Origin of the sequence: Acinetobacter sp. TY2 (assembly GCF_046269225.1) — a bacterium.
Classification (GTDB): domain Bacteria; phylum Pseudomonadota; class Gammaproteobacteria; order Pseudomonadales; family Moraxellaceae; genus Acinetobacter.
On record NZ_JBJZOR010000006.1, the window covers coordinates 98833 to 119279 of the forward strand.

Here is a 20447-nt window from a genome sequence, read left to right on the forward strand (position 1 = left end):
AAATAAAAAATTAGTCCATCTCGAATTGACATCAAGATGGACTTGCTGAGGTTAGGTTTTAAAATTAAATTTTAAACTGAAGTACTTAACCTTTAATACAAAGAACTTGTTTTAAGGTATGTACAACTTCAATTAAATCACTTTGATTTGCCATAACTTGATGAATGTCCTTGTAAGCACTTGGAATTTCATCAACAACACCTTTGTCTTTGCGACATTCAATACCTTCGGTTTGAGCAATTAAATCTTGTTGATTAAACAGATTTTTTGCCTTAGTTCGACTCATTTTTCGTCCTGCACCATGAGAGCATGAGCAAAATGAATCAGGATTTCCTTTACCTTTAACAATAAAGGATTGAGCGCCCATTGAACCTGGAATAATGCCGTATTCATCGAGTCCTGCACGAATTGCACCTTTACGGGTAACAAAAACCTCTTCACCGAAATGAAGTTCTTTTTGCACATAATTATGGTGGCAATTTATCGCTTCCTTGGTCATTTGAAAACTTGGTAATAATGGACGAATGGCTTCTAAAATCAAACGCATCATTTCACGACGATTTTCATAAGCATATTCTTGTGCCCATTCGACAGCTTCAAAATAATCATCAAAACTAATGGAACCTTCGGCAAAATAGCTTAAGTCTTTATCAGGAGCATGCCCAAAACGACTTTGTGCTTCTTTCTTAGCACGTTCAATAAAATAAGTACCAATCACATTGCCAAGCCCTCTACTGCCTGAATGTAACATGACCCAAACATCGTTCTGTTCATCTAAGCAAAGTTCAATAAAGTGATTACCACCGCCTAAAGTACCAAGTTGTTTTTGCCATGTAGAATCAAAATTTCGCAACATGCGCTTTAAAGCAGGGTGCTTATCTGTAATCAATTTCAGTTTTTTATCGAGTGGTGAAAGTGTTGATGCTTTGGCTTTCACTTGTTTATGAAGTTCAAAACCGACGGGCACTTTACGCTCAATCGCATTACGCAATGTGCTTAAATTATCAGGCAGTTGCGATGCTTTTAGGCTCAAGCGTAGAGCATTCATACCACAACCAATATCGACACCAACTGCAGCAGGAATAATCGCATTTTTAGTAGGAATAACACTTCCTACTGTTGCACCTTTACCGACATGAACATCGGGCATGACCGCAATGTGTGAGTGAATAAACTGTAATTGCGACATTTTACCTAACTGGGTCAGGCTTTCTGCATCGACATCCTGAGTGAAAATTTTTACTGGAACGCCATATTCAGCTTTGGCGTTTAAAATCATTTGTATAGCCATGATGTGCTCATATCTTTTATTGTATTTTTTGTCCGAATTTAGGTGAATTGCTCAAGTCTATATTTGATGAGGCGTAAAAAAACCTAGCGAATGCTAGGTTTAAATTCTTTGCATTCGGACACTGTTGTTTAGTACAAGCAGTTGTCCGTGAGTTGACATCTGCCTGATTACGTTGTGATTTCCAATTTTGGCATGATGTACTCCTTCTAAAAGATTAACGATGACTGAGCTATTTTAGTCAGTGTTGCGTATTTTATGCGGAAATTTTAAACAGTCAAGTAGTCAGGTTAAAATAAATGGATAATTTTTAATGATGAAATTGATGACTTATAATTCAATTTTGATGTAAATCATTATTTAAAAAGTAATAATATAAAAATAGGTAGCTGATGAGCTACCTATTTAGAAATATATTTGAAGAGAAAAATTATTCTTTTTCTACTTCCATCGGTTGTACATCCATTTTGTCATAAGGAATCAGCTTAGTTTTATGTTTCCATTTATAACCGAGCCAAATCGCAAGGAATAACGGCAAGCTAATATAGGTTGAAATTACGGCCATCCAATCACCCGCAAGTACCGCTTGATAGTTCTGCCCCAAGACCACAATGGCGCACAGAATAAATGCAAACCAAGGTGCAAATGGGAAGAATTTGGCAGTATAAGCAAGATCTTCAAGTTTGTTGCCTTGAGCTAAGTAGCCTTTGCGGAAACGGTAGTGCGAAATTGCAATGCCTAACCAAACAATAAAACCACACATTCCCGACATGTTAAGCAACCATGTGAAAACTTGTTGCTCACCAATAAATGTCGTTAAGAAACATAGTGCTGCAATTGCTGTTGTCGCATACAAAGCATTCATTGGAACGCCACGTACATCAAGTTTAGCAAAAGTTTTAGGCGCACTACCGTTTTTCGCCATATTCCACAACATACGTGTAGATGAGTACATGCCAGAGTTACCTGCAGATAAAATCGCAGTTAAAATCACGGCATTCATTAGACCAGCTGCGAATGCAAGACCCGCTTTTTCATACAACAATGTAAATGGTGAGAGGGTGATGTTGCCATCGCCTTCAGCCGCCAATGCAAGGTTTGGATCAGTATAAGCGACCAGTGTGCCAATAATGAAAATACATAGAATATAGAATAAAAGGATTCGCCAAAAAATTTGCTTAATCGCAATTGGAATGGTTTTCTTCGGATCTTTAGATTCACCCGCAGCAACCCCAACCATTTCTGTGCCTTGGAAAGAGAATCCGGCAATCATGGCAACACCAATGAGCGCATTAAAACCACCAACAAATGGTGCTTCAGCAATCGTCCAGTTTTTAGTGATAGATTGCATTGGATCAAGCATGATTTTACCAATCATGTATAAGCCAATAATAATAAAGAAAATAATGGCAACAACTTTAACCAAAGAGAATAAAAATTCACTTTCACCAAAGCCTTTTACAGTGAGTGCATTAATAAAGAAAATAACTGCAAGGAACAGTGCACTCCACCAAAAACCAGGAACATCTGGAAACCAAAACTTCATGATGAACTGCACTGCAACTAGTTCAAAAGCGACCGTAATTGCCCAGTTATACCAATAGTTCCAACCGAGGGCAAAACCAAAGCCACCTTCGACATATTTTGTACCATAGGTAAAAAATGCACCTGAAGTAGGGTTGTGCGTTGCCAGTTCACCAAGGCTCGTCATGAGGAAATAAATCATGATACCAATAAGTGCATAAGCAAGTAATGCACCACCAGGTCCTGCAGTGGCAATGGTTTGACCTGATGCCAAAAATAATCCAGTGCCAATGGAACCGCCAATGGCGATCATGTTGAGATGTCTAGCGCCAAGCTTTCGCTTAAGCTGTTGATGATCTGTTTCGCTCATCTTCATTCCTTAATATTTTTTTGAGTGTTGGCGAACAGCACTTTAAAGCCTTGTTGATCTGCTTTGGTCGTACAATGTTTAAAACTTTGCTCGATCAGTAATGGGTAATTCAGGAAGCGGTTTGCCACAATCCAAAGTTCTCCTCCTGATTTTAAATGGCGTCGTGATGTTTTACATAAATTTTCACTGGCATTGTAATCAGTTTGAATTCCTTGGTGGAATGGAGGGTTACTGACGATCGCATGCAAAAACAATGGCGCATCTTCAATCCCTGTAACGGCTTTAACTTCGAGTTGTTCTAATGGTAAATTATTTTTTTCAAACGTCATTTGAGTTGATGCTAAAGCAAAAGCATCAACATCTAAAGCAAAAATACGATTCTTTGGATTTAATTTACTTAAATAAGCACTGATCACGCCTGCTCCACAACCGAAATCAGCAATTTTACCCGCAGTCACTTGCGATAAATAAGGTAAAAGTACCGCAGTGCCAATATCTAAGCGATTTTGGCTAAAAACACCAGGTAAAGAACAAATTGTCAAATCACCATTTGGTGTAGCTACCGTATATTGCTGTGCCCAATCTGCAAGTGGTTTGGCTTTCACTGTAGTTTCGAGGCTGACTTGCCACATTTGACAATGACGTGCGCTATCCAATTTTACTGCTTGACCATACGGTTGCAATTGTTTAGCAGCACGTTCAACGCCAGCTTTCTTTTCTCCAACAAGGAAAATAGATGCACCTTGTACTAAGCGGCTTGCGACATTATGTAAAATATAATTGAGCAATTCTTTTGATTTTGGAACAAAAATGACAGCCTGATCAAAATCTTGTTCAGGCAGCAGGGTGCCAAAATGGACAGTTGCTGAGCGTTGTTGGAAATACTGAAGATCGTTGTAATTCCACGTCCATACAGCAGGTTCGATGTCCTGTGCTAAGTTGCTCAGTAAATCATCTGTTGGTGCATTAATGAATAATACACGCCCGGAAAGATAGTCATGCTGACGAATGACGACTTCACTTTTTGGCTCCATATTTGGCATCCATGAGTAAAATTTAGGACAATAATGCCCAGACTAAGCTGGGCATTATAAAGAAAACTTGACTTATTTTTTAGTCGCAGGCAATACGATGTTGAGAATCAATGCAGTTAATCCACCTGTTGCAACACCTGAGCTGAAAATATTACGTGCAAGCTCTGGTAAGTGCTCCAAAATTTGAGGAACTTGTGCAACACCTAAGCCTAATGCCAATGAAATTGCAATGATCAATAGAGCGCGGCGATCTAATTGAACACCCGATAAAATATTGATCCCAGATGCAGCAACCGCACCAAACATCACCATGACAGCACCACCAAGGACGGCTTGAGGCACAGCTTGAATTACACCTGATACAGCAGGAAATAGTCCTAGAACCACCAACATGATGGCAATCCAAATACCCACATAACGGCTTGCAACACCTGTCAATTGAATTACACCATTATTTTGTGCAAATACTGAGCTTGGGAAAGTGTTGAAAATACCTGCGAGGAATGAGTTCGCACCATTCACCAACACACCACCTTTAATACGCTCCATCCAAACAGGACCATCTACAGGTTGATTGGAAATTTTAGAGGTTGCAGTGACATCACCAATCGCTTCCAAAGAAGTCACAAGGTAAATAAATGCCATTGGAATAAACAAACTCCAAGAGAAGCTAATACCAAAATGCATTGGAGTTGGAATTTGGATAAAAGGCGCGTCTTTTAAACCTGAAAAGTTTAAATAGCCCATATAGCCTGCCAATGCATAGCCAATGATTAATGCGATTAAGATTGCAGAACTTTTTACCCAAACAATTTTGACACGGTTGAGTAAAATAATAATGCCAAGTACAGTACATGACATGATTAGATTATCGGCACTTGCAAAAGTTTTATCTCCCATTGCCTGATAACCACCACCCATACTGATCAAACCTTCTTTAATCAGGGTCAAACCAATCAATAGTACAACAATACCTGTAACCAAAGGCGTAATGAGCTTTTTAACCCAAGGCAAAATGCGCGAAACGCCCATTTCAATAAATGAACCCGCAATGACTACACCAAAAATGGCAGACATCACCGCTTCTACAGGAGTGCCAGCGGCAACCATTGCAGAGCCAATTCCAATAATAGGACCAATAAAGTTGAAACTTGTGCCTTGGACAATGAGTAAGCCTGCGCCAAAAGGACCGACTTTTTTACATTGTAAATAAGTTGCGATACCTGAAATCACCAATGACATTGATAAAATCATGTTGGTATCTTGTGCTGAAACACCGAGTGCCAAACAAATTAAAAGTCCTGGTGTAACAATTGGGACAATAATTGCAAGCAAATGTTGCAGTGCTGCAAAAAAAGCAATGATTGGTTTTGGACGATCATTTAGAGCATAAACAAGATCAATAGACGCTTGTTCTTGCTCCGGAGAGTGGTTTAAATCAGACATGAGATAGGAAAGAATGCGGCAAGGTGGTGTCATTCTAATCTCTTTACACTCCTTTACAAAAGAAAAAGCGAACTGTTGGAGAAAAAACTTGTAACTGTCAATAAACTGTCACTACTAAAATCTATATTTTTTCTGTATAATTTGCCCTCAAACTTTAGGCGTATCGAATTTACATGTCAGATATTAAAACACTCCGTAACATTGCCATCATTGCGCACGTCGATCATGGTAAAACGACTCTTGTCGACAAACTTTTACAACAATCAGGTGCATTAGGTGATCGCGCGGGTGAAATCGAACGTGTGATGGATTCTGGTGCAATTGAAAGTGAACGTGGTATTACCATTCTTGCAAAAAACACTGCAATTAAATGGACTGATGCACGTACAAATACAGAATACCGCATTAACATCGTGGATACCCCAGGACATGCTGACTTCGGTGGTGAAGTTGAACGCGTAATGTCTATGGTTGACTGCGTACTTCTTCTTGTCGATTCTCAAGAAGGTCCAATGCCACAAACTCGTTTCGTAACGCAAAAAGCGTTCGCACGTGGTTTGAAACCAATCGTAATTATTAACAAAGTAGACAAGCCAAGCGCGCGTCCAGATTGGGTAATTGACCAAGTATTCGATTTGTTCGATAACTTAGGCGGTTCTGACGAACAGTTAGACTTCCCAGTTGTTTATGCTTCAGGTCTTCGTGGTGTTGCTGGTCCTTCTCCAGAAGAACTTGCTGAAGATATGACTCCATTGTTCCAAACAATTGTAGATATCGTTGAACCGCCAGCAGTTGATGTTGATGGTCCATTCCAAATGCAAATTTCTTCACTTGATTACAACAGCTTTGTTGGTGTAATTGGTGTTGGTCGTATTCAACGCGGTTCAGTGAAATTAAACACACCTGTAACTGTAATTGATAAAGAAGGTAAGACGCGTAACGGTCGTATCTTAAAAATCATGGGTTACCATGGTTTAGAACGTATTGATGTTGAATCTGCTCAAGCAGGTGATATCGTATGTATTACAGGTATTGATGAGCTTCATATTTCTGACACTATTTGTGATCCGAAAAATGTTGAAGCTTTGCCACCATTGTCTGTAGATGAACCTACAGTAACCATGACTTTCCAAGTAAACAACTCACCGTTTGCTGGTAAAGAAGGTAAATTCGTTACTTCACGTAACATCCGTGAGCGTCTAGATCGTGAATTGATTCACAACGTAGCATTACGTGTTGAAGATACTGACAGTCCTGACCGTTTTAAAGTATCGGGTCGTGGTGAACTTCACCTTTCAGTTCTTATTGAAAACATGCGTCGTGAAGGCTTCGAAATGGGCGTATCACGTCCACAAGTAATCTTGAAAGAAGTTGACGGCGAAAAGCAAGAACCATATGAAAACGTAACATTTGACGTTGAAGAACAGCACCAAGGTGCTGTAATGGAACAAATGGGTCATCGTAAAGGCGAAATGACCAATATGGAAGTTGACGGTAAAGGTCGTATCCGTATTGAAGCAACTGTTCCTTCACGTGGCTTAATCGGTTTCCGTTCTGAATTCTTGACCATGACTTCTGGTACAGGGATCATGACATCAAGCTTCTCGCATTACGGTCCAATGAAACAAGGTACTGTTGCGAAACGTCAAAACGGTGTGTTGATTTCTATGGTTCAAGGCGTGTGCTTGGGCTATGCATTGTTCACATTGCAAGACCGTGGTCGTCTATTCGCTAAACCTCAGTTAGAAGTTTACGAAGGTATGATCATTGGTATTAACTCTCGTTCAGACGACATGACAGTTAACCCAACTAAAGCGAAACAGTTAACAAACGTACGTGCATCTGGTACAGATGAAGCGTTAACGTTGACTCCAGCTGTTGAATACACACTTGAACAAGCACTTGAATTCATTGAAGATGACGAGTTAGTTGAAGTAACACCTAAGTCAATCCGTATTCGTAAACGTCATTTGACTGAAAACGAACGTAAACGTAACCGTTCAGGTAAATAATCTGAATTGTGAGTTGAAAAACCGCAATCCTGTTTAGGATTGCGGTTTTTTTATGTCTGCCAGTGAGATTGTTTGAATTTAATTTTATTGATGTATGTAAACTAAGCGATTTTTTTTGTAATATTTAAGAAAATAATCTTGGAAAATGAAAAAAACAAAGTAAATTAGACGGAATTGAATAAAAGTATTCTGTATACTTCATCACATAAAAAATTACGCAATAAAACAAGCGTGGAGCAAAATATGAGTATTATTTCTGAATTCAAAGAATTTGCTATAAAAGGCAATATGATGGACTTGGCGATTGGTGTCATCATTGGTGGTGCTTTCAACAAAATTATCGATTCATTGGTTAAAGACATTATCATGCCTTTAATTTCAGTGCTTACTGGTGGTGGAGTTGATTTTACACAAAAATTTGTTGTACTCGGCAATAATCCAGACAACCTAACTTCTTTAGATGCATTAACAAAAGCTGGTGTAAACGTTTTAACATACGGTAATTTTATTACGATTGTATTGAATTTCCTCATTTTAATGTGGGTCGTATTTATTCTTGTGAAAGTGATTAATCGTATCCGTAAACCAGAAGAAGCGGTAGATACAACGCCACCAGATATTGAATTGTTACGTGAAATTCGTGATGAGTTGAAAAATCGCCCACAATAATTTCTTGTAAGATTGATGTGAAATTGAAAACGCTACTATCAGGTAGCGTTTTTTATGTGTAGGATAAAAAACGATTTATTGGTCGGAAAGATTTCAATTATGGTGAAGCATTTTTTGATTATCACGTGCATGAGTTTACTCTTAGGTTGTACAGAATCAGGACAAAATACGCCTAAACCTGATGTTCAAGAAGAAAAAATAACGCCTATCTCTGCAAGTCAGCCATTAAGTTTTGCCGATATTCCAAATAAAGATACAATATATGAAACGATTGAAACCAATAGTATTGAAGAAAATGAGGCATTAATGGCTCATTTACAAACTGAATTGTTGAAAAATCAGTTTGATTTATTTGAAAAAGACAGCGGTACAAGTTGGTCTGAAAATGATTGTGATCAAAATAAAGTGATAAAAGTCAAAGGTGAGGGTATTCGTTCTTATCGTGGGGTGAGTCAGATCAAAGTCGGGGATGATAAAAAAACTCGACCTGACTTTACACTTTTGGTATTTAGCTTTGATACTGTAGAACTTGCACAGCAAAGTTTTGAAATACTTGATTCAGCAGTGGGATCAGGTCATGGTCTATGTAATGGCAAGACACCTGAACAATTGGTCTTAAATGGGCGAGAAATTTATTATTTTACGACTCGTGCAGAAATGTTTAGAGATTATATCAATAAGTATGCAGAGATCGTAAAAACGTATAGATAGAAAACATTGTATGAAAAATAAAATATTAAAAATTCAAAAGTGTTGTGCGATTTTATTATTGCCGATGTTGTTTAGTGCTTGCCATGCAAAAGTAGAAGTTGATGAACAGTTTGTAAATGAATTCAGCACAGAGATGCAACCTAAAATTAAGTCGATGTGTGAGCTGTTCGTTCAGAAAGCACAAGAAAATGGTTTGTATTTTACTCAAACAATGTTTGGTCAATTTAAATTTGTTGGTTTAAAAGATAAAAAATATCAAATATTAAAGTTTGAAAAACAAAGCTATGAGCCATTAAAACCTGCAAATGTAATTTTAGATATTTCAGGAGATTATATAAAAAATGAAGATGTAATACATCTAGAAAAATCTAAACAAGATAATGAATTTATTGCACAAGATTTAGTTTTAGTGCAAAAGCAGGCAGATCAGTACTTAGTGAATGACTTTGAAAGCGTGGCTCGACAAATCTCATGGAATAATCAATTTGGAAGTGAAGATGGTTTCTTAAAAAGAATAGATTGTACTGAGCAAAGTTATAAAGGATATAGTGGTGAAGAAGAGCAAGCACCATCTTTTCAAGACTTACCAAAACAGTTGAAAACTGTGGTATTAAATGTGCCTTTACATGCTCAGATACATGATGCACAAGATATAACACAAGACTTATTGGACAGTGATGACCCTGAAACACCGATTGAGCAAAGAATAGAAATCAACACATCTGATGCTCGTAAATTATTTAAGCATCAGCAAATTTGCATTATTCAAGGTCATGGAAAACTATGGTCTGGGATGATTGAAGAGCCTAGGCAACCGTTAAGTTCTGCAATTATTTTTGTGTATACTTCTGATCCAAGCGAAAAATTAGGTCCAGTTCGGAAAGGTGATATTATTTCAACCTCTGAAAAAGAATGCCAACAACAAAATTAAAAATCCATACGGAATTTAATTTCCAGTAAATGCCAACCAAATTGACTTTTGATTGGGCCATGTAGTTCGCGTTCAGCAAGGCTAAATACGGCTTTATCAATAGGTGTAACTAATTGTCCTTTTTTCACTTCACCAAGTTCGCCACCTTTTTTGGCAGAAGGACAGGTTGAATGTTGTTTGGCAATTTTAGTGAAATCAGCACCATCGAGAATTTTTTTCTTCAATTGAGATGCAAGTTCTTTATCTTTGACCAAAATATGGCGAACGATTGCGGTTTTCATTGGGCTTTACCTGATAGTTGTTGAGTTTTAGCCACAGTTTTTGGCTTCTTTAACGGTTGGCACGTAGGACAGAAGACGCTTGCACGCTGTCCAAGCTTAAGGTTTTCGAGCGTGGTTTCGCAGTTCACGCACATTTCCCCATTACGACCATAAGCAAGCAAGGTTTGTTGAAAATAGCCATTTTCTCCCATCGCATTGCTGTAGTCACGTAAGGTTGAACCACCCAAATCAATGGCTTGCTTCAAAATTCGTTTAATCTCAATAACAAGTTTTTCAATTTGAATTTTGCTTAAATCTTTCGCAGGTTGGGCAGGGTGAATGCCTAAATTAAATAAACTTTCAGTTGCGTAAATATTTCCGACACCAACCACTACATGATTGTCCATAATGGCAACTTTAATTGCAGTATTTTTAGTTTTTAACTTTGTCGCCAAATAATCTGCATCGAAGGTATCACTTAACGGTTCAGGACCGAGTGTATCGATGAGTTTGGTTTGAGAGTCATCATTAAGCCACAAGATGCAACCAAAACGACGTGGGTCGTGGTAACGTAATTCGATATCTTCAAACTGAATAATAAGATGATCATGTTTACGTCGTTCATCACTTGGTTGACAGAGGCGAAAACTGCCTGACATGCCCAAATGCCACAGCATGGTATCTTGTTCAAACTGTGCAAAAATATATTTTGAACGACGAGATAGACCAATGAGTTTTTGACCCTTAAGTTTGCTAATGTCGTTTGGAATAGCCCAACGCAGTCGAGCATTATGAACCTGTACATTCAGTACTTTTTGATCAAGTAGAGGTTCTAGGCTAACTTTAGTGGTTTCGACTTCGGGTAATTCGGGCATAGTGAACTCAGTATTTAGCACTGCAAAATCATGGATGTATCTATTGTATGCGTTCAATCAATTTCAATAAAGTATCTCTATGGTTGTATTGATAGATAACAGTGCGTGTTTGATGTTGTAAATTTTATGTGAATAATCAATATTTTTATGATAAATATTATTCTAAAAATATAGTGATTAATAAAATACTTTAGGTTATCAATGACTAAGTTATTGCATAAATAAAAGTTGAATGACTAATAAAAATAAGCAGATAGTGAAAATTTATAAATCGTGTAATTTTCTGATCAATATCATGTATAGCCATGGCAAATTGCCTCGCCCATACCACACTTAGATTCTTGAATTTCGATGTATTTATATTGATTAAGATATGGAATTGCTTGTATCTAATCTACAAAACGTCGTTTATCTTCTTTCGAGTTTTATAATGAATAAATTTATACTTTCTTTATTGGCTATATCGACAACAATGTTGATGACCTCATCTTATGCTGAACAAGCATTTGACCCCAATGCTACAAACATGACAGGGGATTGGAATGGTACACGCACAGAATTAGCGGACAAAGGTATTAAATTTGACGGGACGATTGCTGTTGATGGTTCGTACTTGGCAGATGGTGGTTTCGATGCTCATCAATCACCGACGTTTGGTACGCAGTTTGGGGTGGGTACAACATTGGATATGAATAAACTTGCGGGTTGGAATGGTGTTACTGTTCGAGCATTAGTAACTGCAAGGCAAGGGCAAAGTACGAGTATTGAAGGTATTCAAGATCCGAATGCACCACAATGGGCAAATTCACAAGCCAATTGGGGACGTGGTAACTCAGGCAGCCGTTTAAGTGAATTATATATTGATAAAAAATTTGATTCAGGTTGGGACGTACGTTTAGGTCGTATGGGCTTAGGAACTGAATTTAATACGATGGCATGTGATTTTCAGGGTAATGCATTTTGTGCTGCACAAATGGGGAAATGGCAAGGCAAGCTTTGGTATAACACACCTGTTTCACAATGGGGTGGACGTATAAAATATAATTTAACGCCTGAACTGTTCGCTCAAGTTGGTGTATTTGAATATAACCCTGAAAATGCTTTAGAGCGACATGGTTGGAACTTGGACACTGAAAATGCAGATGGTGTAAATGTTCTCAGTGAAGTCGTGTGGTCACCGAAAAAGGGCTTAAACAATCTACCAGGTAGTTATCGTTTGGGAACTTTGTACAATGCGGCTGATGATGCAAAAAATCAGTATAATGTGGCTTATTTAGCAAAATCGGTTGGTGAAGATCGTAGCTATGGCGGTTGGATCGCTTTTGAACAGCAATTGACTTCTACAGGTTCAGGACGTCAAGGTTTACATAGTTTTGGTAATTTTACTTTCCATGACCGTACTACGACTGCGGTATCAGACTCGCAACAATTGGGTCTAAAATATTATGGATTATTTGAAAGTCATCCAAATGATATTTTAGGTTTTGCGATCAATCGTGTGCATATTAATGATCGTTATCGTGACTATACTAATGTCAAGCATCAGCAAAACAATACAACATTACTGAATAAAGATGCGGAGTATAATCTTGAATTAAATTATTCATATTACCCTTCCAAATGGTTAATGTTGCGTCCTTTACTACAGTATGTGGTTTATCCAGGAGCAACTAATCAAGTGGATAATGCACTTGTGATTGGTTTGGGGAGTAAATTTATTTTTTAATTATATTTAAAAATAAGGCCTTGGGGGCAACAGGTATGCAGAGTATTTCGAATGTTCATTTTTTTAAACCCTCAGTACTCTGCATAGCAATTTTGCTTTGCCAACAAGGGTATGCACAAACAGAAGGGAGTGTATCTGTAACAGAGGTAGATCATTCGATTGAAAATAATAAAAATACGGAAAAGTTTGAAAAGTTACCGAACATAACCATTCAAGCTATTCGTTCAGATACTGCTTGGTTAGATACACCTGCTTCGGTATATCGAATAGAACAAAAGGATCATCAAAATAATTTAGGTGTGAATTTAACAGAAACACTGAGTGGTGTACCGGGTTTACAGTTAAATAACCGTGAAAATTATGCGCAAGATTTACAACTTTCTATGCGTGGTTTTGGCGCACGTTCAACGTTTGGTGTCCGTGGTGTCCGTTTATATGTCGATGGTATTCCTGCAACCATGCCTGATGGTCAGGGACAAACATCCAATATTGATTTAGTGAGTTTAGATCATATTGAAGTTTTGGGTGGCCCATTTTCAGCGTTATATGGGAATTCTTCGGGGGGGACGATCTTAACGACAACCAAAGAAGGACAAGGTAAAGATTCTGTTGAGGTGGGCTATGCGGGGGGAAGTCATAATAAAGGTCGTGCAGATATTATTTTGCAGGGTGGTGCAGATCATGCCAATGAGCCAAGCTATGTTGTTAGTTCATCATACTTTGATACCGATGGCTATCGTGATCATAGTGCAGCAAAAAAAGTATTGAGTAATGCCAAGTTGACTTGGAGTTTGGATGACGGTTCAAAAATCAATTGGTTATTGAATCATGTTGATATTAATGCCGATGATCCACAAGGTTTAAGCCGAGCACAGTGGAAAGCCGATCCTAAGCAGGTTAATGATGCTAAAAATCAATATGATGTACGCAAAGAGATTAATCAGACGCAAACTGGTTTAAATTGGCTTAAACCTTTGAACGATCGTCATGAAATTTATAGCATGATTTATGCAGGTCATCGTGAGGTCGTGCAGTATCAATCCATTCCAAAAGCAGTGCAGAATAATGCCCGTCATGCAGGTGGTGTTATTGATTTTGAACGTGATTTTTATGGTGTAGATTTGCGTTGGACTGGTAAAGATTTATTGCCGAATACTCGAGTGAGTGCAGGTCTTGCCTATGATGCGATGAATGAAGATCGTCAAGGCTATGAAAATTTCGATGCCAATCATAACTTTGGTGTAAAAGGAAATTTACGCCGTGATGAAAAAAATACATTGTGGAATTTAGATCCATATTTACAAGCATCTTGGAGTTTTTTACCAACATGGCGTATAGACACAGGCTTACGCTATAGCAATGTGCATTATGAGTCTGAAGATCATTACATTACGACAGGAAATGGTAATGATAGTGGTAAAACAGACTATAACAAGGTATTGCCTTCGGCTGCTTTGACTTGGGAAATGACACCGCAAGTGAGTAGCTATATCAGTTATTCCAAAGGGTTTGAAACACCAACATTCACTGAAATGGCATATCCAACTGTAGGAACATCGGGCATAAATTTTGCACTCAAACCATCAAGCAGTGATAACTATGAACTCGGCGTGAAATCACAAAATCGTTTAGGTAGCTTTACAGCGGCGATTTTCCAAAGCAACACAAATGATGACATTGTTTCGGCGGGTTCTGTTGATGGTCGAGCAACTTTCCAAAATGCAGATAAAACTTTACGTCAAGGCGTTGAGTTGTCATGGAATAAAAAACTTTGGCGTGAGCTAAGTACACAAGCAAGTTATAGTTATTTAGACGCAACTTTTGATGCTGATATTACAAATACAGATCCTGCAAAAATTGTACAACGTGGTAATGCAATTCCGGGTGTTGCGAAGAATCAAGCCTATCTGTCTTTAGGATGGCAACCAGAAACAGGTTTCAATGCAGGTGTTGATGTACGCTATATGGATAAAATCTATGTCGATGATTTAAATACGGATACTGCACCAAGTTATACGGTGACCAGTGCAAATATTGGATATATTTGGAAAAATAACGATTGGAAAATTCGTAGTTATGCCCGTGTCGATAATCTATTTGATGAAGACTACATTGGCTCAGTCATTGTAAATGATGGTAATGGACGCTTCTTTGAACCAGCGGATGGCATCAATTGGAGTGCAGGTTTGAGCATTACCAAGCAATTTTAAGACATACTTTAAAAATCAGGGCAGATCGTGAATGGTTAAACTCTTTGAGCCGATTAAATTTGGCACTTTGCAATTAGTTAATAAAATTGTGATTGCACCGATGTGTCAATACTCTGCGACAAATCAGGGTGAAATTACGTATTGGCACGAACAACAATGGGCAAATTATGCTTTGTCAGGCGCAGGCTTGTGCATTGTTGAAGCAACGGCAGTTCAGCCTGAGGGACGTATTAGTTTTGCTGATGTAGGTCTGTGGAATGATGCACAACGCGATCAGATGCAAGCTGTATTGCAAAAAGTAAAATCAATTTCACCTATGCCTTTTGCTGTACAACTTGCGCATGCAGGGCGAAAAGCATCTACAGATAAACCATGGTTGGGTCGGGGACAACTTCCGCCTGATCACGAGCATGGTTGGCAAACGGTTTCTGCAAGTAACATTGCATTTCAACCAAGTGATATTACGCCACATACTTTAAGTATTGCCGAGATTCAAACAGTGATTGCAGATTTTGCCAAAGCGGCAGTACGTGCAGTTGATGCAGGATTTGATCTAATTGAAATACATGCTGCACATGGGTATTTATTGCATCAGTTTATGTCACCTTTGTCTAATCTGCGTAACGATCAATATGGCGGTAGTCTTGAAAACAGAATGCGTTTAACACTCGAAGTTTTACAGGCAATTCATCAAGCTGTTCCTCAAGGTTATCCTGTTGGAGTTCGTATTTCAGCTACCGATTGGATGGATGCTGAAAGCGTAGGATCTGACAGTTGGGATCTTGTATCGAGCATTGAATTATCAAAATGTTTAGAACAAGGTGGGGCTGTGTATGTACATGTTTCCTCAGGTGGTTTGCATGTTAACCAACACATTCAAGTGGGAAAAAATTACCAAGTACCTTTTGCACATGCCATTAAACAACAGGTGAATATTCCTGTGATTGCGGTAGGAATGATTACAGAACCAGAGCAGGCTGAAGAGGTTTTGAAACAGGATAAAGCCGATGCGATTGGCTTGGCACGCGCGATGCTATACGACCCACGTTGGCCTTGGCATGCAGCAGCAACTTTAGGTGCAGAAATAGCAATTGCACCACAGTATTTACGTTGTCAACCTCATGGAGTAAAACAGTTATTCAATGCATTTTAAATGTGTAATTTTATTTTATTGTGAGATTTTTTAACCAAAGCATTCTAGAATGACAGCTTATTTCATAATTTAAATTCAGGATGTAAGAAAGATGATTTTTGCTGTGGTGATTCCTATATTTTTACTGCTCTTTTTAGGTTATCTCACTGTAAAAATGAATCTACTGAATAAAGTACAAATAGATTCAGTGGGTGCATTTGTCATTAAAGTCGCATTACCTGCATTATTGTTACATGCTTTAGCTTCAAAAGATTTAAAAGAGATTTGGTTACCTTCGTACATTCTCGTGTATGCAGGCATGACTTTCTTATTATTCTGCTTAACATTTTGGGTTGCAAAGAAAGTTTTCAAAAGTACCAATCAGGCACATACTGCGATTTTTTCGATGGGTGCTTGTATGTCAAATACAGGACTTATTGGAACCGCAGTGTTGAGCCTGTTAATGGGACACCAAGCCACTACTTATATCTCATTGGTCGTAATTATTGAAAGTGTATTGCTGATTCCTGCTGTTTTAATTCTTGCCGAAATGGGGTTGCAAAAGCAGTCGGATTTATGGTCTGTTATAAAAAGTACCGCACGTACTTTATTGACTAATCCATTGTTTATTGCAGTGATTTTAGGAATCGGTTGTGCAACCTTAAAGATTCCATTACCTAAATATTTAGATCAAGTACTTGGTATGTTAGGACAAGCAGCATCACCTTTGGCATTGTTTGCGATTGGTGGTAGTTTGGTTGGGTTAGGAATTCGCTCTATTAATGTACAAAGCATTTGGTTAGTCTTTTCTAATAATATGCTGATGCCATTAGGTGTGTATTTAGGATTATCTGCTGTGGGTGTGAGTCAGGAAATGCTGTATGCAGGTACGTTAATTGCTGCAATGCCAATGCCCACATTATTTGGTATGTTGGGGCAGGGTTACGGCTTAAGAGAAGAAGTATTAACCCCATTGATGCTCAGTACAGTGGTGGGTTTTATGGTGGTTAGTAGTCTAATTGCGTTGTGGTGGTAGTTCATTAAGTCTAATATTCAAGAGTCATAAATAAGTATCATAAAAATGGCTCATTATCATGTTTGATACTGAGCCAAATAAATCAGTCATTTTCAAGATTTTTATTTTTTCGGTGCAGGCTGTTTGGCTTGCTCGGCAAGCAATTTATTGACGACATCTAAAGATTCTTTCGCTTTTGGAATATTATCTTTTGCCAAAGCAGTATAGATCTTTTTCGCTTCAGGTAAGTTCTGTTCAATAATATTGCCATTAGTCATCATATTTGCCACAGCCATGAGCGCAGGCACATAGCCTTTTGTCGCAAGGTCACGAATGGCATTCAAGCCTTGTTTCACTAAAGTTTCATTTTTGGTTTTATAACCTTGAGTGATGTCATATAGCGCTTTGGTATGAATGGCCTGTGAATTGCCTTTTTTAATGAGCGGATCAATTCTTAGTAGTGCTTCTTTATCTTTACCTTCTGCAAAAGCCATGACTGCAAGTTCAAGTGTTGCATCATCAAAACCTTGTGAAGATGCTTTTTCTAAGTAGGTCTTAGATTTTTTCGCATCTTTGGTAAGCCCTAATTCACCTGTAGCATAGCTTTGAGCCAAAACATAACTTGCGACTGAATAGCCTTTATCTGATGATTCTTGATAAAGTTTGAGTGCTTTACCATTATTCTTTGCTGTGCCTTGACCCATTTGGATCATATATGCTTGATTGTACATGGCTTGAGCATTGCCTGCTTTTGCCATAACATCCAGCTCGGTATAAGCCGCCGTGTAATTTTTTGCTTGTAAATACTGCTGAACTTTGGCAAAGGCAGGATCAAGTCCGCTTTGATCAGGTGCTGCAAATGCAGAAATTGAAGTGAGTGCAAGAAGTGATGCGATCAGAATTTTTTTCATCGTTGTAATAACCCTAGTGTGACTGCGACATAATTCCATTTATGTAGTGGAACACATGTTTTAGATAGATTTTAATCATAATTTGAAATTTATGAATGTAAACCTTTCAATTGTATTTGTTGATGTATTTATGTGGTTTACTTATTGAAAATACGTAAACTTATGAATATTACAATGAAACTGAACAGCCTAAAATTATGAATTGCTTTCTTAATTTATATTCATTTAATATATACAAATAAACAGTATTTTTAGACTGATTAAATTTTTCGATAAGGCTTTGCAGATGGGTTGGATTTTGTTTAAATCGCAGACTAAATGAAATTTGAGAAGATGTATGTTTATTAAAGGCATTAAGCGTAATTATTTAAGAGTGCTTGAAGATGAAAGTATTGCCGATGAAGACAAAATTGATGCTTTACTGATGAAACTTGGTGGTGAATTTTTAGTCAGCAAAGAAGACCGTGTTTATATTTTTCAAAAGGGTGAAGTCACTGCAAAGTTTGATGCCAAACATGCCCGTGCATACCAATTTAAAGACTATTTATGCAAAGACATGAATAAGTTATTCCATGGATTTTGATGGGAACATTTTTAAATATTCTGATTGAATATTTTGCTTAAAAATATAGATTTAATCGATATAGCTTTGCATAGATTGTTTGAGTATTTCGATTAAATCTTCATCCATATACTGATAATCATCAGGAATATCTAAAACAATAATTTTCTTATGTAATAGTTCTTTAGGAAATTTTTCTTTAATCCATACTTTATGTTTTTGTTCCATGACACAGATATAATTTGCCCAAGAAATATCTTTAACGGTTAAGCAATGTTTTGCATGACGACTCGTTCCTGCAGAACGAGTATGAATACCATAACCCACTGCAAAAATACGCTCTGCTGTTGGACTTCGCCATTGATTACGGCTACAAATAAAAAGATAGTTAATGAGGATTTCTCACAATTTATTGTTTGTGGATGATTGTTTTTAAATATATTCTTTAAAATATATTTCAGCCAAAAGTATTTCATTTATATCACATCAAAAAGCTATTTTTTGTAAGATAAGATAAGATAAGATGAGTCGGGACGGATTTAAAAATGATAAAAATACTGTCGATTTTATGCATAGGTTTAATTTGCTCAACAGCAAGTTTAGCAGAGCAACCTAAGCTTATTCCGCATCCAATAAAATTAAAAAATGGAAAGCATTTTTCTTTAAATCTTCCTACAAACTACGACATCATTCCTGCGGCAGAAGGCTTTAAACGAGTACGTTTTTTTGCTAAAGCACCCGATGGTAGAATGTTCGTCACAGATATGTACGATTTGTCTGATAATAAAAAAGGCACTGTTTATATTTTAGATGAGTGGAATGCTACAACAGGAAAATTTGGTAAAGTTATTTCCTATTTGACAGGTTTAAAAAATCCCAATTCTGTGCAGTTTTATACCGATACCAATGGACAGGACTGGTTATATATTGCAGAAACGCATCAACTCACCCGAAGAAAATTTAATAATGGTGAAATAAAACCAACAAGTACGGCGGAGATACTAGCGACTTTTCCTGATTATGGACTTAGCTATAAATATGGCGGTTGGCATCTGACACGAACCATCGCAGTCGGTGGTAATGGTAAAATTTATGTTTCAGTTGGATCTAGTTGCAATGCTTGTGTAGAGAAAGAAAAAGTTCGGGCAAGCGTTTTAGAAATGAACCCTGATGGTTCAGAACAAAAGATATATGCTTCGGGTTTACGCAATGCTGTGGGCTTGAAATGGGTCGGTAAATTTTTATTTGCCACCAATCAAGGGGCAGACCATTTAGGGAAAAATAAACCTGATGAAACCTTTTATGCGCTGAAACGTGATGCGGATTATGGTTGGCCGTCATGTTATTCGTCGAATGGTAAAATTTTTGCAGACCCAAAATTCAAACGTGCCTCAGGCTGTAAAAATATACCATCGCCTTATGCTTATTTTCCATCACATTCTTCAGCACTCGGTTTTGACTATTTTGATGATCCTAATACAGATGACACAATCAAAAATGCTTTTTTAGTCGCTTTGCATGGTTCAACTGATGAATCGATCGGGAATGGATATAAAATTGCCATTATGCGCAAAGGGCAGAAACTTGAAACCTTTATGGATGGATTTTTAGTGGGTAAAACAGTGAATGGGCGACCAGCAGATATTTATAGGATTGATGCAAATTCCTTTTACTTTTCAGATGATCGGGGTGGTGTTGTTTATTATGTGAGGAAGAAATTTTAAATTTTCGTATGTTTGAAAAAAATCCTTCTTAATAAGAAGGATTTAAA

At 37.6% G+C, this 20447-nt stretch carries 18 protein-coding genes; 10 read left to right on the forward strand and 8 right to left on the reverse strand.

The features are described from left to right. Nucleotides 1-85: 85 nt before the first annotated feature. The 4 genes from ACK1JC_RS05460 to ACK1JC_RS05475 all read right to left on the reverse strand — a co-directional run bounded on the left by ACK1JC_RS05460 (nt 86) and on the right by ACK1JC_RS05475 (nt 5662). Nucleotides 86-1291: an RtcB family protein gene (locus ACK1JC_RS05460; RefSeq protein ID WP_409510852.1), complete on the reverse strand. Its 1206-nt coding sequence runs from the start codon at nt 1289-1291 to the stop codon at nt 86-88. Nucleotides 1292-1718: 427 nt separating this feature from the next. Further along, entirely contained in the window at nt 1719-3182 is a 1464-nt protein-coding gene (locus ACK1JC_RS05465) for an amino acid permease (RefSeq protein ID WP_409510853.1), read from the reverse strand. A 2-nt stretch (nt 3183-3184) separates the two neighbouring features. Next, entirely contained in the window at nt 3185-4216 is a 1032-nt protein-coding gene (locus ACK1JC_RS05470) for a methyltransferase (RefSeq protein ID WP_409510854.1), read from the reverse strand. A gap of 72 nt (nt 4217-4288) precedes the next feature. After that, a complete protein-coding gene (locus ACK1JC_RS05475; RefSeq protein WP_409510929.1) occupies nt 4289-5662 on the reverse strand; it encodes a uracil-xanthine permease family protein in 1374 nt (457 codons plus the stop codon). Between the two features lie 173 nt (nt 5663-5835). Here ACK1JC_RS05475 and typA point away from each other — a divergent pair, with 173 nt between their 5' ends. The 4 genes from typA to ACK1JC_RS05495 all read left to right on the forward strand — a co-directional run bounded on the left by typA (nt 5836) and on the right by ACK1JC_RS05495 (nt 9985). Then, nucleotides 5836-7674, forward strand: coding sequence for a translational GTPase TypA (gene typA, locus ACK1JC_RS05480; RefSeq protein ID WP_409510855.1), 1839 nt, complete (start codon nt 5836-5838; stop codon nt 7672-7674). A gap of 243 nt (nt 7675-7917) precedes the next feature. Continuing rightward, the gene (mscL, locus tag ACK1JC_RS05485) at nt 7918-8343 is read left to right on the forward strand and encodes a large conductance mechanosensitive channel protein MscL (protein ID WP_409510856.1); all 426 of its coding nucleotides are present in this window, start codon (nt 7918-7920) and stop codon (nt 8341-8343) included. 129 nt (nt 8344-8472) lie between these two features. Then, nucleotides 8473-9054, forward strand: a complete 582-nt coding sequence (locus ACK1JC_RS05490) for a hypothetical protein (RefSeq protein ID WP_409510857.1) — start codon at nt 8473-8475, stop codon at nt 9052-9054. A 10-nt stretch (nt 9055-9064) separates the two neighbouring features. Continuing rightward, a complete protein-coding gene (locus tag ACK1JC_RS05495; RefSeq protein WP_409510858.1) occupies nt 9065-9985 on the forward strand; it encodes a hypothetical protein in 921 nt (306 codons plus the stop codon). Here ACK1JC_RS05495 and ACK1JC_RS05500 read toward each other — a convergent pair. Both ACK1JC_RS05500 and mutM read right to left on the reverse strand, forming a co-directional pair. Next, complete coding sequence (locus ACK1JC_RS05500; RefSeq protein ID WP_409510859.1) at nt 9982-10266, reverse strand: peptidylprolyl isomerase; 285 nt, start codon at nt 10264-10266, stop codon at nt 9982-9984. The two genes, ACK1JC_RS05495 and ACK1JC_RS05500, sit on opposite strands and share 4 nt — an antisense overlap. Next, nucleotides 10263-11120, reverse strand: coding sequence for a bifunctional DNA-formamidopyrimidine glycosylase/DNA-(apurinic or apyrimidinic site) lyase (gene mutM / locus ACK1JC_RS05505; RefSeq protein ID WP_409510860.1), 858 nt, complete (start codon nt 11118-11120; stop codon nt 10263-10265). Before mutM ends, ACK1JC_RS05500 begins: the two co-directional genes overlap by 4 nt. A gap of 430 nt (nt 11121-11550) precedes the next feature. On the opposite strand from mutM, the gene ACK1JC_RS05510 reads away from it, so the two are divergent. The 4 genes from ACK1JC_RS05510 (at nt 11551) to ACK1JC_RS05525 (ending at nt 17224) form a co-directional block, all read left to right on the forward strand. Next, the gene (locus tag ACK1JC_RS05510; protein WP_409510861.1) at nt 11551-12846 is read left to right on the forward strand and encodes a carbohydrate porin; all 1296 of its coding nucleotides are present in this window, start codon (nt 11551-11553) and stop codon (nt 12844-12846) included. Between the two features lie 35 nt (nt 12847-12881). Next, nucleotides 12882-15056, forward strand: a complete 2175-nt coding sequence (locus tag ACK1JC_RS05515; protein ID WP_409510862.1) for a TonB-dependent receptor domain-containing protein — start codon at nt 12882-12884, stop codon at nt 15054-15056. A 31-nt stretch (nt 15057-15087) separates the two neighbouring features. Next, nucleotides 15088-16209, forward strand: a complete 1122-nt coding sequence (locus ACK1JC_RS05520) for an NADH:flavin oxidoreductase/NADH oxidase (RefSeq protein WP_409510863.1) — start codon at nt 15088-15090, stop codon at nt 16207-16209. A gap of 91 nt (nt 16210-16300) precedes the next feature. After that, nucleotides 16301-17224: an AEC family transporter gene (locus ACK1JC_RS05525; RefSeq protein ID WP_409510864.1), complete on the forward strand. Its 924-nt coding sequence runs from the start codon at nt 16301-16303 to the stop codon at nt 17222-17224. A gap of 101 nt (nt 17225-17325) precedes the next feature. On the opposite strand, the gene ACK1JC_RS05530 is transcribed toward ACK1JC_RS05525, so the two are convergent. Beyond that, on the reverse strand, nt 17326-18114 hold the full coding sequence (locus ACK1JC_RS05530; protein ID WP_409510865.1) for a tetratricopeptide repeat protein: 789 nt from the start codon (nt 18112-18114) through the stop codon (nt 17326-17328). 337 nt (nt 18115-18451) lie between these two features. Here ACK1JC_RS05530 and ACK1JC_RS05535 point away from each other — a divergent pair, with 337 nt between their 5' ends. Continuing rightward, nucleotides 18452-18697, forward strand: a complete 246-nt coding sequence (locus tag ACK1JC_RS05535; protein ID WP_409510866.1) for a hypothetical protein — start codon at nt 18452-18454, stop codon at nt 18695-18697. 51 nt (nt 18698-18748) lie between these two features. Here the strand turns inward: ACK1JC_RS05535 and ACK1JC_RS05540 are convergent, their stop codons facing one another. Further along, nucleotides 18749-19069 (reverse strand): low molecular weight protein tyrosine phosphatase family protein, encoded by a 321-nt coding sequence (locus ACK1JC_RS05540; RefSeq protein WP_409510930.1) that lies wholly within the window; start codon nt 19067-19069, stop codon nt 18749-18751. 152 nt (nt 19070-19221) lie between these two features. Here ACK1JC_RS05540 and ACK1JC_RS05545 point away from each other — a divergent pair, with 152 nt between their 5' ends. Next, nucleotides 19222-20400, forward strand: a complete 1179-nt coding sequence (locus ACK1JC_RS05545; RefSeq protein ID WP_409510867.1) for a PQQ-dependent sugar dehydrogenase — start codon at nt 19222-19224, stop codon at nt 20398-20400. Nucleotides 20401-20447: the final 47 nt, after the last annotated feature.

Excerpts from the sequence above, each read along its gene's own strand:
- ACK1JC_RS05525 (WP_409510864.1), top strand. The coding sequence starts at position 16,301 with ATGATTTTTGCTGTGGTGATTCCTATATTTTTACTGCTCTTTTTAGGT.
- ACK1JC_RS05520 (WP_409510863.1), top strand. The coding sequence starts at position 15,088 with ATGGTTAAACTCTTTGAGCCGATTAAATTTGGCACTTTGCAATTAGTT.
- ACK1JC_RS05475 (WP_409510929.1), bottom strand. The coding sequence starts at position 5,662 with ATGTCTGATTTAAACCACTCTCCGGAGCAAGAACAAGCGTCTATTGAT.
- ACK1JC_RS05545 (WP_409510867.1), top strand. The coding sequence starts at position 19,222 with ATGATAAAAATACTGTCGATTTTATGCATAGGTTTAATTTGCTCAACA.
- ACK1JC_RS05460 (WP_409510852.1), bottom strand. The coding sequence starts at position 1,291 with ATGGCTATACAAATGATTTTAAACGCCAAAGCTGAATATGGCGTTCCA.
- ACK1JC_RS05515 (WP_409510862.1), top strand. The coding sequence starts at position 12,882 with ATGCAGAGTATTTCGAATGTTCATTTTTTTAAACCCTCAGTACTCTGC.
- ACK1JC_RS05465 (WP_409510853.1), bottom strand. The coding sequence starts at position 3,182 with ATGAGCGAAACAGATCATCAACAGCTTAAGCGAAAGCTTGGCGCTAGA.
- ACK1JC_RS05530 (WP_409510865.1), bottom strand. The coding sequence starts at position 18,114 with ATGAAAAAAATTCTGATCGCATCACTTCTTGCACTCACTTCAATTTCT.
- ACK1JC_RS05495 (WP_409510858.1), top strand. The coding sequence starts at position 9,065 with ATGAAAAATAAAATATTAAAAATTCAAAAGTGTTGTGCGATTTTATTA.
- typA (WP_409510855.1), top strand. The coding sequence starts at position 5,836 with ATGTCAGATATTAAAACACTCCGTAACATTGCCATCATTGCGCACGTC.
- ACK1JC_RS05535 (WP_409510866.1), top strand. The coding sequence starts at position 18,452 with ATGTTTATTAAAGGCATTAAGCGTAATTATTTAAGAGTGCTTGAAGAT.
- ACK1JC_RS05500 (WP_409510859.1), bottom strand. The coding sequence starts at position 10,266 with ATGAAAACCGCAATCGTTCGCCATATTTTGGTCAAAGATAAAGAACTT.
- ACK1JC_RS05510 (WP_409510861.1), top strand. The coding sequence starts at position 11,551 with ATGAATAAATTTATACTTTCTTTATTGGCTATATCGACAACAATGTTG.
- mscL (WP_409510856.1), top strand. The coding sequence starts at position 7,918 with ATGAGTATTATTTCTGAATTCAAAGAATTTGCTATAAAAGGCAATATG.
- mutM (WP_409510860.1), bottom strand. The coding sequence starts at position 11,120 with ATGCCCGAATTACCCGAAGTCGAAACCACTAAAGTTAGCCTAGAACCT.
- ACK1JC_RS05470 (WP_409510854.1), bottom strand. The coding sequence starts at position 4,216 with ATGGAGCCAAAAAGTGAAGTCGTCATTCGTCAGCATGACTATCTTTCC.
- ACK1JC_RS05490 (WP_409510857.1), top strand. The coding sequence starts at position 8,473 with ATGAGTTTACTCTTAGGTTGTACAGAATCAGGACAAAATACGCCTAAA.